Raw genomic sequence first — 14,060 nt, 5'->3', positions numbered from 1 at the left:
CTGCGTGAGGGCGGAAAATCCGCCCTCCGGCATTTCTGGCTAATCGGTTATTTTTCTATGCTGACACCCGAGAAAACATTGCGACCGAACGGGCTCACCTTGAACCCTTCGATTTTGGCGCTCAGCGGCTGGTTGACCGTCGAGTGGGCGACTGGCGTCATCGGCACTTGCTGCTTGAGCAATTGCTGCGCCTGTTTGTAGAGCAGGGTGCGCTGGTCGCGGTCGGTGACGACCTTGGCCTGTTTGATCAGCTTGTCGTAAGCCGGATCACACCACATCGAGTAGTTGTTGCCGCCAATGGCGTCACAGCTGTAGAGCGTGCCCAGCCAGTTGTCCGGGTCACCGTTGTCGCCGGTCCAGCCGATCAGGCTGATGTCGTGTTCGCCATTCTTGGTGCGCTTGATGTACTCGCCCCACTCATAACTGACGATCTTGACCTTGAGGCCGATCTTCGCCCAGTCAGCCTGGAGCATCTCGGCCATCAACTTGGCGTTGGGGTTGTACGGACGCTGGACCGGCATGGCCCAGAGGGTGATTTCGGTGCCTTCCTTGACGCCGGCAGCTTTGAGCAATTCCTTGGCTTTTTCCGGGTTGTAGGCGGCGTCCTTGATAGTCTCGTCGTAGGACCATTGGGTCGGCGGCATGGCGTTGACCGCCAGTTGCCCCGCGCCCTGGTAGACGGCATTGAGAATGCCTTGCTTGTTCACCGCCATGTCCAGCGCCTGGCGTACTTCAAGCTGGTCGAATGGTTTGTGGCGCACGTTGTAGGCGATGTAACCGAGGTTGAAACCGGGCTTCTCGATCAGTTGCAGGGCCGTGTCGTTCTTCAGTGCGGGCACATCGGCAGGGCGCGGGTGCAGGGTGATCTGGCACTCGCCGGCCTTGAGTTTCTGCACGCGCACCGAGGCGTCGGTGTTGATGGCGAAAATCAGGTTATCGAGCTTGACCCGGTCAGGGGCCCAGTAATGCTTGTTGCCGGTGTAACGGATGTTCGAGTCTTTCTGGTAGCTCTTGAACACGAACGGCCCGGTGCCGATCGGCTTCTGGTTGATGTCGCTCGGCTTGCCTTCGGCCAGCAGCTTGTCGGCGTATTCGGCCGAAAGGATGGCGGCGAAGCTCATGGCGATGTTCTGGATGAACGCGGCGTCCACGCTATTGAGCGTAAAGACCACGGTCAGTGGCCCGGTCTTTTCGACCTTGGCGATGTTCTTGTTCAGGCTCATGCCGTTGAAGTACGGAAACTCTGTCGGATAAGCCTTACGGAAAGGTTGCTGCGGGTCGAGCATGCGATTGAACGTGAACAGCACGTCGTCGGCGTTGAAGTCTCGGGTCGGCGTGAAGTATTTGGTGGTATGAAACTTCACCCCTTCGCGCAGGTGAAACGTGTATTTGAGGCCGTCCTCGGAAATATCCCAGCTCGTGGCCAGGCCCGGTACGACGTTGGTCGCGCCTTTTTCGAACTCAGCCAACCGGTTGTACAGCGGCTCGGCGGCGTCGTTGTCGGTCGCAGTGGTGTACTGCGCCGTGTCGAAACCGGCGGGGCTGCCTTCGGAGCAGAACACCAGGCTGTTGTTGGCGGCCTGGCTGATGGAAGTGGCGGCCAACAGGCCGGTGCCCAGCAATGCGGATAAAACCAAGGTATGGCGCATAACGCTCCCTTCTCTCTCAAAGTGTTTTCAATGAGTCGCCGTCCCGTCCGCGGACGTAGAGGCATCACTGATTTCAAGCCATGCGCACAGCATTAACCGATGACCCACGCGTGCACTGGTCAGATCCCGACGGTATGAGCCACGGGTCCGGCAGTAAATGCGTAGAGTCCTAAAGACTCGTAGGAAATGGCAACGCGTCCTCGCCCGATGCTGTAGTCAGCTGCGGACTAGGATGTAGGCGAATTCCTGCTTTCTCGGAAGATAAAGCAACGGCGACGTCAGGAACGTCGCCGTTGCAAAACCTTATTTGCTGACGCTGACGCCGTAGAAGGAGTTCAAGCCAAATGGGCTGATCTTGAAGTCCTGCACGTTGGCGCGCATGGGTTGGAACACCGTCGAGTGAGCGATAGGTGTCATAGGCACAGCATCCTTGAGGACGTGTTGCGCCTGTTTGTACAGCTCGGTGCGTTTGCCTTGGTCCGAAGTGCGCTTGGCTTGCTTGACGATGTCGTCAAACTTCTTGTCGCACCATTTGGAGAAGTTGTTGCCTTCCAGCGAATCGCAGCCGAACAGCACGTTCAGCCAGTTGTCCGGGTCACCGTTGTCGCCGCTCCAGCCAATCAGCATCGCGCCGTTCTCGCCGCCCTTGGAGCGCTTGATGTACTCGCCCCACTCGTAGCTCTGGATCTTGACCTTGAGGCCGATCTTGGCCCAGTCGGACTGCAGCATTTCTGCCATCAGCTTGGCGTTCGGGTTGTACGGACGCTGAACCGGCATCGCCCACAGGACGATTTCGGTACCTTCCTTGACGCCGGCTTCCTTGAGCAGCTCCTTGGCTTTCTCGGGATCGTACTTGGCGTCCTTGATGGTGGTGTCGTAGGACCACTGGGTCGGCGGCATGGCGTTGACCGCCAGTTGGCCGGCGCCCTGGTACACGGAGTCGATGATCTGCTGCTTGTTGACGGCCATGTCCATGGCCTGGCGCACTTTCAACTGCGACATCGGGTTCGGCTTGTCGTCGCCCTTGATCTTGTCCATCACGTTGTAGGCGATGTAGCCCAGGTTGAACCCGGCCTGCTCAGGCATCTTCAAGGACTTGTCTTCCTTGAGCGCCTTCAGGTCGGCCGGACGAGGGAACAGGGTGACCTGGCACTCGTTCTTCTTCAGCTTCTGGATGCGTACCGACGGGTCGGTGGTGATGGCGAAGATCAGGTTGTCGATCTTCACGTCGTCAGGCTTCCAGTAGTCCTTGTTCCCTGTGTAGCGGATGTTGGAGTCTTTCTGGTAGCTCTTGAACACGAACGGGCCGGTGCCGACCGGCTTCTGGTTGATGTCGGCTGCCTTGCCTTCCTTGAGCAGCTGGGCAGCGTACTCGGCGGACTGGATCGAGGCGAAGCTCATGGCCATGTTCTGGATGAACGCGGCATCAACGTCCTTGAGGGTGAACTTGACCGTGTGGTCGTCGACTTTATCGATCTTGGTGATGTTGGTATCCATCCCCATGTCGGTGAAGTACGGGAATTCGGTCGGGTACGCTTTGCGGAACGGATCATCCTTGTTAATCATGCGATTAAAGGTGAACAGTACGTCGTCGGCGTTGAACTCACGAGTCGGTTTGAAATACGGGGTAGTGTGGAACTTGACGCCTTCACGCAGGTGGAAGGTGTAGGTCAGGCCGTCATCGGAAACGTCCCACTTGGTCGCCAGCCCAGGAACCACGGCGGTGCCGCCACGTTCGAACTGGGTGAGGCGGTTGAACATGGTTTCTGCAGAGGCGTCGAAGTCGGTTCCGGTGGTGTATTGACCTGGATCGAAACCGGCCGGGCTCCCTTCGGAGCAGAACACCAGGTTAGTCGCTGCTTGGGCGAACGGTGCGCTGGCTAACAAGCTTGCGCCAACTAAGAACGGAATGACCGCGTGTTTAAGCATGGTGGCCTCATGATTTGTTGTCATTTTTGGAATTAGAGGACGACCTCGTGAGTCGTGCCTGCGGATACTTATGCAGGGGCCATACCCAATGCAAGATCCAGAGTGACTACAAGCCTTAAACGGTGGCACGAACGTACCTTAATGTCGCATTTGTATAATTCCTGACGCATTTGACCGTTTGCGCGGCGTTTTTATGGTGCAAATGACGCACTTTTACAGTGCGCTCTTGACTCGGGTTGCTCCCGCGTGGGGCGGGGGTGTTACTTATTCATACCCCGAATTGTGGGGTGGGCATGGCGTGAATAAGAGTGGTTATTGTTGTACCGATAGTGGCCAATCGACGGCTTTTCTCGGGGGACCTATCCAGTTATAGCTCATGCCTGAAAACTGCCAAAAAAAACGGCGATCATTTTCATGATCGCCGTTTTTGTTTACGGGCTACCGATTCAAGGCATCAGCACTTCAATCGAGCCATCGGCGGTCATGCTGACCTGGCTGGTGCCGGCCTCGACATCCGGCGTCACCGGTGCGCTGTCCATGGCGGCGGCTTTCATCATCATCGGCGCGCGCATGTAAGGCTGTGGATAACCGTTGCTGTTGAGGTTCAGGTTGACGATTTTGTAGCTCTTGCCGCCAAGGGCGTCGGTGGCCAGTTGGGCGCGGGCCTTGAAGGCGGTCACGGCGTCCTTGAGCAGGGCATCTTCGCTGGCCTTGCGGGTCGGGGTGGCGATGGCGAAGTCCATGCCGCCCATTTTCAGGTCGGTGAGCAGTTCGCCGGTCAGCTTCGACAGCGCAGCGAAGTCCGGGCTTTCCAGGCGCAATTCGGCGCGCTCGCGCCAGCCGGTGATTTTCTGGCCCTTGGTGTCATAGATCGGGTAGCTGTTGCGGCTGCCCTGGCGCAGAGTGATGTCCTTGACTTGCTTGGCCTTGGCCAGCGCCTTGTTCATGGTGGTGCTGACATCGGCGGCGAGTTTGGCCGGGTCGGTGTTCTGTTCTTCGGTGTAGAGGGTCACGATCATCAGGTCGCGGGCCACTTCCTGACTGACTTCGGCGCGCAGGGAAATCTGGTTGTAATGAAGCTCGTCGGCGGCCAGGGCCGGGAGGCTGGCGACGGTGCCAACGCTCAGGGCGAGGAGAGCGGCGCTGCGGCGGAATGTGTGCATGAAGGCTCCTTGAAAGGTGCGCAGGGGTATGGTCCGGACCTGCGTGAAACCATCAGACTCTAGCTTTTAAGCTCCGGTTCGCACAGTTACAACTTCTATACAGATGGAACTCAGGTGGCCCTGTGGCGAGGGGGCTTGCCCCCGTTGGACTGCGCAGCAGTCCCAAAACCTGCACCGCGTTATGACAGTTAGACCGAATCGACCTATTTGCGACTGCTTCGCAGCCGAACGGGGGCAAGCCCCCTCGCCACAGTTGTCATCGCCCGCGAAACTATGGGTAGCACTGTGGCCGTTTGCCGCACTTTTGCCTGTCAGCCCCCTCGCTTGGTTATACTCCCTGCGATCCGCCTGGAGCGCTCATCAGGAGAGCTCATGCTCGCCCCCGTTCAAATCACTTCCGCCACTCGCCAGAACCTCTGGCGGCTGACGTTCATCCGCACGTTGGTGCTGGCCGCCCAGGCCGGTTCCGTTGGCCTGGCCTACTGGCTCGAATTGCTGCCACTGCCCTGGTTTCAGTTGGCGGCGACGCTCGCATGTTCAATGCTGCTGTGCGTGTTCACGGCCATTCGTCTGCGTACCTCGTGGCCGGTGACCGAGCTCGAATACGCCGTGCAACTGGCCTGCGATCTGTTTATCCACAGCGCATTGCTGTATTTCTCCGGTGGCTCGACCAACCCCTTCGTCTCCTATTACCTGGTGCCGCTGACCATTGCCGCCGTGACCTTGCCGTGGCGTTACTCGGTGATCCTGTCGGGTATCGCGTTGACGATGTACACGCTGTTGCTGGCGCAGTTCTACCCGCTGCAAACCTTCCCGATCGCCCGGGAAAACCTGCAGGTGTACGGAATGTGGCTGAGCTTCGCCCTGGCTGCAGCGGTGATCACGTTTTTCGCCGCGCGCATGGCCGAAGAGCTGCGTCGTCAGGAAGAGTTGCGCGCCATTCGCCGCGAAGAAGGCCTGCGCGATCAGCAACTGCTGGCCGTCGCCACCCAGGCCGCCGGTGCGGCCCATGAACTGGGCACGCCGTTGGCGACCATGAGTGTGCTACTCAAGGAAATGCGCCAGGATCATCATGATCCGATGTTGCAGGACGACCTGAGCGTGCTGCAGGATCAGGTCAAGCTGTGTAAAGAGACCTTGCAGCATCTGGTACGCGCCGCTGAGGCCAATCGCCGGTTGGCGGTGGAGATGCAGGACGTCACCGATTGGCTTGATGAAGCCCTCAATCGCTGGCACCTGATGCGTCCGGAAGCCAGTTATCGCTTCCAGCGCCTCGGCCAGGGCCCGGTCCCCCGGATGGCGCCGCCGCCGGACCTGACCCAGGCTTTGCTGAATCTGTTGAACAACGCTGCCGATGCCTGCCCCGAAGGGCTGCAAGTGACGCTGGACTGGGATTGGGAAAACCTCACCATCAGCATTCGTGACCATGGTGCCGGTGTGCCGCTGGCCATCGCCGAGCAAATCGGCAAGCCGTTTTTTACCACCAAGGGCAAAGGCTTCGGCCTGGGCCTGTTTTTGAGCAAGGCCAGCGTGACACGCGCCGGCGGCTCAGTGAAACTCTACAGTCATGAGGAAGGTGGCACGCTCACCGAGCTGCGCCTGCCCCGTGTCGCCCGAGGAGACGAACATGAGTGAAGAGATCCAAGTCGAAGGCGAAGAACTGCCGCATTTGTTGCTGGTCGATGACGACGCCACATTCACCCGCGTCATGGCCCGCGCCATGGCTCGCCGCGGTTTTCGCGTCAGCACTGCCGGTTCCGCCGAGGAAGGCCTGGAGCTGGCCAAGGCCGATCTGCCGGATTACGCCGCCCTGGACCTGAAGATGGACGGCGATTCCGGGCTGGTGCTGCTGCCCAAGTTGCTGGAAATGGACCCGGAAATGCGCGTGGTGATCCTCACCGGTTACTCGAGCATTGCCACTGCCGTCGAGGCGATCAAGCGCGGTGCCTGCAACTACCTGTGCAAGCCGGCGGACGCCGACGACGTGCTGGCGGCGCTGCTGTCCGAGCACGCCGACCTCGACAGCCTGGTGCCGGAAAACCCGATGTCCGTGGACCGCCTGCAGTGGGAGCACATCCAGCGCGTGCTGACCGAACACGAAGGCAACATCTCCGCCACCGCCCGTGCCCTGGGCATGCACCGCCGCACCCTGCAGCGCAAACTGCAGAAGCGTCCCGTTCGCCGCTGAACCTGCGCTGAACGAATGCGGGCCGTATCTCGCGAAAAACCGGACCGATCATCTATGATCGGTTCGTGTGTGTACTTTTTTCTATCGAGCCTTATCCATGAATCAGAACGCTGAGTATTCCGCGGTCAACGACGCTGTGCGCGGGCAGTTTTTTCGCAAAGTGTGGGCGATGATCACGCCTTACTGGCGCAGTGAAGAGAAGGTCAAAGCCTGGACTCTGCTGATCGCCGTGATTGCGCTGTCGCTGATCAGCGTAGGGATCTCGGTGTGGTTCAACACCTGGTACAAGGATTTCTACAACGCGCTGCAACAAAAGGACGAGGAGGCATTCTGGCGGCTGATCCTGTATTTCTGCGGGATTGCTGCGGTGGCGATCGTCGGCGCGGTGTATCGGCTGTACCTGACGCAGATGCTGACGATCCGCTGGCGGGCATGGCTCACCGAAAAGCATTTCACCCGCTGGCTGGGTGACAAAAACTACTACCAGCTGGAGCAGGGCGGTTACACCGATAACCCGGACCAGCGGATTTCCGAAGACCTCAACAACTTCACCTCCAACACCCTTGAGCTGGGTATCGGGCTGCTGCGCAATATTGTCAGCCTGGTGTCGTTCTCGATCATCCTGTGGGGCGTGTCGGGCAGTATTGAAGTATTCGGCATCACCATTCCCGGCTACATGTTCTGGTGCGTGCTGGTTTACGCGGTGGTCGGCAGCTGGTTGACGCATTTGATCGGTCGTCGCCTGATCGGCCTGAACAACCAGCAACAACGCTTCGAAGCTGACCTGCGTTTCTCCATGGTGCGAATTCGCGAGAATGCCGAAAGCATCGCGTTGTACAACGGAGAACCGAACGAAAACCGCCGGTTGAGCAGCCGCTTCGGGATGGTCTGGCATAACTTCTGGGACATCATGAAGGTGTCCAAGCGTCTGACGTTCTTCACCGCTGGTTACAGCCAGGCCGCGATCATCTTCCCCTTCATGGTTGCCGCCCCGCGTTACCTTTCCGGCAAGATCGAACTGGGCGAACTGATGCAAATCAGCTCGGCGTTCGGCAATGTGCAGGAAAGTTTCAGCTGGTTTATCAGTGCCTACCAGAGCCTCGCTTCCTGGCGCGCCACCTGCGATCGTCTGTTGAGCTTCCACCAGGCCATGCGTGACAACGAAGAACGTGCGCCGGCCATCGACGTCCAGAATTCGGGATCGGTGCTGAAGGTGCACAACCTCGGCCTCGACCTGGCTGAAGGTCGTCACCTGCTGACCAACGCCGACATGACCGTGAAGGAGGGCGAGCGTGTGATGCTCAGCGGTCGTTCCGGCAGCGGCAAGTCGACCCTGCTGCGGGCGATGGGGCATCTGTGGCCGACCGGCCACGGCAGTATTCGCCTGCCATCGGCGCGCTACCTGTTCCTGCCGCAAAAACCGTATTTGCCGATTGGCACCCTGCGTGATGTCCTCAGTTATCCACAGCCCGGCGATACCTATCCGAACGAGCGCTACGCGCAGGTGCTGGAAACCTGCCGCTTGCCGCACCTGATTGCCCGTCTCGACGAAGCCAACCACTGGCAGCGCATGTTGTCGCCGGGTGAGCAGCAGCGCCTGGCCTTCGCCCGTGCGCTGCTTTATGCACCGCAATGGCTGTACATGGATGAGGCCACCTCGGCGATGGACGAAGAAGACGAGGCCACGCTTTATCAGGCGCTGATCGACGAGTTGCCGGGGCTGAGCATCGTCAGTGTCGGCCATCGCAGCAGCCTGAAGCGCTTCCACCCTCGGCACATTCGTATCGAGAATGGCCATCTGGTGGACCAGGCTGTGACTGCATAACACCACAATCCCTTGTAGGAGCGAGCTTGCTCGCGATGGTGGCTAACGATAACGCGTGCTTCCTGAAGACACGCGGCGCTTGCCAGTCCATCGCGAGCAGGGGTGGTGGTGATCGTACAACCGCGTTGCGCTATGATGCGGTTTCAGCCGCCGATTTTTTCGAGACAGATGTTCACCATGGAAAACCCGAACGACGTACCACGCCTCCCACGCAAGCGCCGCAGCCTCGCTCAGGAACTGGTGACGGTGCTGTCGGAGCAGATCCGCGACGGCCATCTCAAGCGTGGCGACAAGTTGCCCACCGAATCGGCCATCATGGATGCCCATGGTGTCAGCCGCACGGTGGTGCGCGAGGCGATTTCCCGTTTGCAGGCGGCAGGGCAAGTGGAAACCCGCCACGGTATCGGCACCTTCGTGCTCGACACGCCGAGCCCGAGCGGTTTCCGTATCGACCCGGCGACTGTGGTAACCCTGCGAGATGTGCTGGCGATCCTGGAACTGCGCATCAGTCTGGAAGTGGAGTCTGCCGGGCTGGCGGCGCAACGTCGCAGCCCGGAACAACTGGCCAACATGCGCGCCGCCCTCGATGCGTTGAATGAAAGTGCCGCTCACGCCAGTGACGCCGTGGCTTCGGACTTCGCCTTCCACCTCGAAATCGCGCTGTCCACCGGCAACCGCTACTTCACCGACATCATGACCCACCTGGGCACCAGCATCATTCCGCGCACACGGCTGAACTCCGCGCGCCTGGCCCATGACGACCAGCAGCACTACATGAGTCGCCTGAGCCGTGAGCACGAAGAAATCTACGACGCCATTGCCCGTCAGGATTCCGATGCGGCGCGGGCCGCCATGCGTTTGCACCTGACCAACAGCCGTGAGCGGTTGCGTCATGCCCATGAAGAGGCTGAGGCGCAGCGCGGATAAGAAATCTGACTCCGGTAATCCCTCGCCTGATCTGCCGCCATCGCGAGCAAGCTCGCTCTCACAGTGTCTTGTGTTGATCGTAGAATCGAGATCACACACAGCCCCCTGTGGGAGCGAACTTGCTCGCGATTGGGCCGTAAGCCACACCAGAAAAGCCTCGTTCCTACTGACTTCTCTTCTGACAACGTATCTCTGATACGCCTACGGTCGCGACTTTTTTCCTCCGCGCTCTTAGGTCGGAGAGCCTCTGATTTGCTGGTTTCCTGATCCGGTTGTCCAACAATTTTCACCCCCAGCGATGAAATGCAGTTGACGGTTGTATTTTAAGTTGTACGATGACCTACAACTTCAGCGCAGGCTGAACGGTTTTCTCACACAACGTCGCAATCCAGGGTGTTCGAATAATGAATCCACAAGAACTGAAGTCCATCCTCTCTTCCGGTCTGCTGTCTTTCCCGGTTACCGATTTCAATGCACAGGGCGACTTCAACCGCGCGGGTTACATCAAGCGTCTGGAATGGCTGGCCCCATACGGCGCCTCGGCTCTGTTCGCCGCAGGCGGCACCGGTGAGTTCTTCTCTCTGGCGGCCAGCGAATATTCGGAAATCATCAAGACTGCGGTCGACACTTGCGCCACCAGCGTGCCAATCCTGGCCGGGGTCGGCGGTTCGACCCGCCAGGCTATCGAATACGCACAGGAAGCCGAGCGTCTGGGCGCCAAAGGTCTGCTGCTGCTGCCGCACTACCTGACCGAAGCCAGCCAGGACGGCGTTGCCGCCCACGTTGAAGCCGTGTGCAAGTCGGTAAACATCGGCGTGGTGGTCTACAACCGTAACGTCTGCCGCCTGACCGCGCCGCTGCTGGAACGTCTGGCCGAGCGCTGCCCGAACCTGATCGGCTACAAGGATGGCCTGGGTGATATCGAGTTGATGGTGTCGATCCGTCGCCGCCTCGGTGATCGCTTCAGCTACCTGGGTGGCTTGCCGACCGCCGAAGTCTACGCCGCGGCCTACAAGGCCCTGGGCGTGCCGGTCTACTCCTCGGCGGTGTTCAACTTCATTCCGAAAACCGCGATGGACTTCTACCACGCGATCGCTCGCGAAGATCACGCCACCGTCGGCAAGATCATCGACGACTTCTTCCTGCCGTACCTGGACATCCGTAACCGCAAAGCCGGTTATGCCGTAAGCATCGTCAAGGCCGGGGCAAAAATTGCCGGCTACGACGCAGGTCCTGTGCGTGCACCGCTGACCGATCTGACCGGCGAAGAGTACGAAATGCTCGCCGCGCTGATCGACAAGCAGGGTGCGCAGTAACACATCCGTTCAAGTAAGGCCGCTGAGCAATCAGCGGCCTTTTGCGTGAGGAGATCTCAAAGTGGCAGATGCAAAGCGTTTCGATAACTACATCAACGGCGAATGGGTTGCCGGTGGCGATTATTCGACCAACATCAACCCGTCCGAACTGACCGACGCCATTGGCGACTACGCCAAGGCTGATCTGGCTCAGGTCCACGCTGCCATCGACGCCGCCCGTGCCGCGTTCCCGGCCTGGTCCACGTCCGGCATTCAGGCGCGTCACGATTCCCTGGATAAAGTCGGCACTGAGATCCTCGCCCGTCGCGAAGAACTCGGCACCCTGCTGGCCCGGGAAGAGGGCAAGACCCTGCCTGAAGCCATCGGCGAAGTGACCCGCGCCGGCAATATCTTCAAGTTCTTCGCCGGCGAGTGCCTGCGCCTGTCCGGCGACTACCTGCCGTCGGTGCGTCCGGGCGTCAACGTTGAAGTCACTCGCGAAGCTTTGGGCGTGGTTGGTCTGATCACCCCGTGGAACTTCCCGATCGCCATCCCGGCATGGAAAATCGCCCCGGCCCTGGCCTACGGCAACTGCGTCGTGCTGAAACCCGCAGACCTGGTTCCAGGTTGCGCCTGGGCCCTGGCCGAAATCATCTCCCGCGCAGGCTTCCCGGCCGGTGTGTTCAACCTGGTGATGGGCAGCGGTCGCGTGGTGGGCGATGCACTGGTCCACAGCCCGAAAGTCGACGGCATCAGCTTCACAGGCTCCGTGGGCGTGGGTCGTCAGATCGCTGTCAGCTGTGTATCGCGCCAGGCCAAAGTCCAGTTGGAAATGGGCGGCAAGAACCCGCAGATCATTCTCGACGACGCCGACCTCAAGCAAGCGGTCGAGTTGTCAGTACAGAGCGCGTTCTATTCCACCGGCCAGCGTTGCACCGCTTCCAGCCGCTTTATCGTCACCGCCGGGATTCACGACCAGTTCGTCGAAGCCATGGCCGAGCGCATGAAGTCGATCAAGGTCGGCCATGCATTGAAGGCGGGTACCGATATCGGTCCGGTGGTCTCGCAAGCGCAACTCGAGCAGGACATGAAGTACATCGACATCGGCCAGTCCGAAGGTGCGCGTCTGGTCAGCGGCGGTGGTCTGGTGACGTGCGACACCGAGGGTTACTTCCTTGCGCCAACCCTGTTTGCCGACAGCGAAGCTTCGATGCGCATCAGCCAGGAAGAGATCTTCGGCCCAGTGGCCAACATCGTCCGCGTCGCCGATTACGAAGCCGCGCTGGCCATGGCCAACGACACCGAGTTCGGGCTGTCGGCGGGCATTGCCACCACCTCGCTGAAGTACGCCAACCACTTCAAACGCCACTCCCAGGCCGGGATGGTGATGGTCAACCTGCCGACCGCCGGTGTGGATTACCACGTTCCGTTCGGTGGGCGTAAAGGTTCATCCTATGGATCACGTGAGCAAGGTCGCTATGCGCAAGAGTTCTACACGGTCGTGAAGACCAGCTACATCGGTTCGTAACAAGAAACACCGCGGTATTGGCAACGATACCGCGCCCCCTGTAGGAGCGAGCTCTGCTCGCGATGGTCTCGAGATCGCGAAGTTCAGCCTGATGCCCAGCGTCATCGTTGACGACCATCGCGAGCAAGCTCGCTCCTGCAAAGCACCGTTATTACCCGCATAAAAATAATCAGTGGGAGTACATCTACATGCAATCGACCCAGAAGCCGACTCACGTCCGCTATTTGATCCTGCTCATGCTGTTTCTGGTGACCACAATCAACTACGCCGACCGGGCTACCATCGCAATCGCTGGCTCCAGCCTGCAAAAAGACCTCGGCATCGACGCCGTGACCCTCGGCTACATCTTCTCCGCATTCGGTTGGGCCTATGTGGCCGGGCAAATCCCCGGCGGCTGGCTACTGGACCGTTTCGGCTCGAAAAAAATCTACGCATTGAGCATCTTCACCTGGTCGCTGTTCACCGTGCTGCAAGGCTTCGTCGGTGAATTCGGCATGTCCACGGCGGTGGTTGCGCTGTTCATGCTGCGCTTCCTGGTGGGCCTGGCTGAAGCGCCGTCCTTCCCTGGTAACGCCCGAATCGTTGCGGCGTGGTTCCCGACTGCCGAGCGCGGTACGGCCTCGGCGATCTTCAACTCGGCGCAATACTTCGCCACCGTGCTGTTCGCTCCGCTGATGGGCTGGATCGTCTACTCCTTCGGCTGGGAGCACGTGTTTATCGTCATGGGTATCCTGGGCATCATCTTCTCGCTGGTCTGGCTGAAAGTGATCTACAGCCCGCGCGAACACCCACGGATCAACGATGCTGAGTTCAAGCACATCTCCGAAAACGGCGGCATGGTCGACATGGACCAGAAGGGCAAGAAGTCCGACGGTCCGAAGTGGGATTACATCCGCCAGTTACTGACCAACCGCATGATGCTCGGCGTGTACCTGGGCCAGTACTGCATCAATGGCATCACTTACTTCTTCCTGACCTGGTTCCCGGTGTACCTGGTGCAGGAGCGCGGCATGACCATCCTCAAGGCCGGTTTCATCGCGTCCTTGCCGGCAATCTGCGGCTTCATCGGTGGTGTGCTCGGCGGGGTTATTTCCGATTACCTGTTGCGCAAGGGCCATTCCCTGACTTTCGCCCGCAAGGCGCCGATCATTGCTGGCCTGCTGGTTTCCAGCAGCATCGTGGCGTGCAACTACGTGGACGTAGAATGGATGGTCGTCGGCTTCATGGCCCTGGCGTTCTTCGGCAAAGGTGTCGGCGCACTGGGCTGGGCCGTGGTGTCCGACACTTCGCCGAAGCAGATCGCCGGTCTGAGCGGTGGCCTGTTCAACACCTTCGGTAACATTGCTTCGATCACCACTCCAATCGTGATCGGTTACATCATCAGCTCCACCGGTTCATTCAAGTGGGCGTTGGTGTTCGTCGGTTGCAACGCACTGGTTGCGGTGTTCAGCTACCTGGTGATCGTGGGCCCGATCAAGCGCGTGGTGCTCAAAGAGCCACCAGCGAACGGTACTGAAGCCCCAGGCAAATTGTCTCAAGCGCATTCCTGAGGAGCG

At 59.6% G+C, this 14,060-nt stretch carries 10 protein-coding genes; 7 read left to right on the top strand and 3 right to left on the bottom strand.

The window, feature by feature from the left end; genetic code table 11:
- Positions 1–47 precede the first annotated feature (47 nt).
- The 3 genes from ABIE16_RS07295 to ABIE16_RS07285 all read right to left on the bottom strand — a co-directional run bounded on the left by ABIE16_RS07295 (position 48) and on the right by ABIE16_RS07285 (position 4,741).
- Positions 48–1,649, bottom strand: coding sequence for an ABC transporter substrate-binding protein (locus ABIE16_RS07295; RefSeq protein ID WP_057716446.1), 1,602 nt, complete (start codon positions 1,647–1,649; stop codon positions 48–50).
- Positions 1,650–1,952: 303 nt separating this feature from the next.
- Complete coding sequence (locus ABIE16_RS07290) at positions 1,953–3,578, bottom strand: ABC transporter substrate-binding protein (protein ID WP_057716445.1); 1,626 nt, start codon at positions 3,576–3,578, stop codon at positions 1,953–1,955.
- Between the two features lie 446 nt (positions 3,579–4,024).
- Complete coding sequence (locus ABIE16_RS07285) at positions 4,025–4,741, bottom strand: SIMPL domain-containing protein (protein WP_090453064.1); 717 nt, start codon at positions 4,739–4,741, stop codon at positions 4,025–4,027.
- Between the two features lie 372 nt (positions 4,742–5,113).
- On the opposite strand from ABIE16_RS07285, the gene ABIE16_RS07280 reads away from it, so the two are divergent.
- The 7 genes from ABIE16_RS07280 to ABIE16_RS07250 all read left to right on the top strand — a co-directional run bounded on the left by ABIE16_RS07280 (position 5,114) and on the right by ABIE16_RS07250 (position 14,054).
- On the top strand, positions 5,114–6,376 hold the full coding sequence (locus tag ABIE16_RS07280; RefSeq protein WP_057716443.1) for an ATP-binding protein: 1,263 nt from the start codon (positions 5,114–5,116) through the stop codon (positions 6,374–6,376).
- Positions 6,369–6,929: a response regulator transcription factor gene (locus ABIE16_RS07275; protein ID WP_007973041.1), complete on the top strand. Its 561-nt coding sequence runs from the start codon at positions 6,369–6,371 to the stop codon at positions 6,927–6,929. The genes ABIE16_RS07280 and ABIE16_RS07275 overlap by 8 nt, the downstream gene beginning before the upstream one ends.
- A 97-nt stretch (positions 6,930–7,026) precedes the next feature.
- Positions 7,027–8,754, top strand: coding sequence for an ABC transporter ATP-binding protein/permease (locus ABIE16_RS07270; protein WP_057716442.1), 1,728 nt, complete (start codon positions 7,027–7,029; stop codon positions 8,752–8,754).
- A gap of 177 nt (positions 8,755–8,931) precedes the next feature.
- Positions 8,932–9,681, top strand: coding sequence for a FadR/GntR family transcriptional regulator (locus ABIE16_RS07265; protein ID WP_178081865.1), 750 nt, complete (start codon positions 8,932–8,934; stop codon positions 9,679–9,681).
- Between the two features lie 404 nt (positions 9,682–10,085).
- A complete protein-coding gene (gene kdgD / locus ABIE16_RS07260) occupies positions 10,086–10,997 on the top strand; it encodes a 5-dehydro-4-deoxyglucarate dehydratase (RefSeq protein WP_007976489.1) in 912 nt (303 codons plus the stop codon).
- 61 nt (positions 10,998–11,058) lie between these two features.
- Positions 11,059–12,504 (top strand): aldehyde dehydrogenase family protein, encoded by a 1,446-nt coding sequence (locus tag ABIE16_RS07255; RefSeq protein ID WP_150812819.1) that lies wholly within the window; start codon positions 11,059–11,061, stop codon positions 12,502–12,504.
- A gap of 188 nt (positions 12,505–12,692) precedes the next feature.
- On the top strand, positions 12,693–14,054 hold the full coding sequence (locus ABIE16_RS07250; RefSeq protein ID WP_057716439.1) for an MFS transporter: 1,362 nt from the start codon (positions 12,693–12,695) through the stop codon (positions 14,052–14,054).
- Positions 14,055–14,060 lie beyond the last annotated feature (6 nt).

The organism is Pseudomonas sp. 2725 (assembly GCF_050434585.1).
GTDB lineage: Bacteria > Pseudomonadota > Gammaproteobacteria > Pseudomonadales > Pseudomonadaceae > Aquipseudomonas > Aquipseudomonas jessenii.
Note: the sequence above shows the minus strand (reverse complement) of the source record. Positions and strands in the feature narration are given on the sequence as shown.

What these genes read in the sequence shown, in the direction of transcription:
- ABIE16_RS07270 (WP_057716442.1), top strand. Translation starts at nt 7,027, where the DNA reads ATGAATCAGAACGCTGAGTATTCCGCGGTCAACGACGCTGTGCGCGGG.
- ABIE16_RS07285 (WP_090453064.1), bottom strand. Translation starts at nt 4,741, where the DNA reads ATGCACACATTCCGCCGCAGCGCCGCTCTCCTCGCCCTGAGCGTTGGC.
- ABIE16_RS07280 (WP_057716443.1), top strand. Translation starts at nt 5,114, where the DNA reads ATGCTCGCCCCCGTTCAAATCACTTCCGCCACTCGCCAGAACCTCTGG.
- kdgD (WP_007976489.1), top strand. Translation starts at nt 10,086, where the DNA reads ATGAATCCACAAGAACTGAAGTCCATCCTCTCTTCCGGTCTGCTGTCT.
- ABIE16_RS07250 (WP_057716439.1), top strand. Translation starts at nt 12,693, where the DNA reads ATGCAATCGACCCAGAAGCCGACTCACGTCCGCTATTTGATCCTGCTC.
- ABIE16_RS07290 (WP_057716445.1), bottom strand. Translation starts at nt 3,578, where the DNA reads ATGCTTAAACACGCGGTCATTCCGTTCTTAGTTGGCGCAAGCTTGTTA.
- ABIE16_RS07275 (WP_007973041.1), top strand. Translation starts at nt 6,369, where the DNA reads ATGAGTGAAGAGATCCAAGTCGAAGGCGAAGAACTGCCGCATTTGTTG.
- ABIE16_RS07265 (WP_178081865.1), top strand. Translation starts at nt 8,932, where the DNA reads ATGGAAAACCCGAACGACGTACCACGCCTCCCACGCAAGCGCCGCAGC.
- ABIE16_RS07295 (WP_057716446.1), bottom strand. Translation starts at nt 1,649, where the DNA reads ATGCGCCATACCTTGGTTTTATCCGCATTGCTGGGCACCGGCCTGTTG.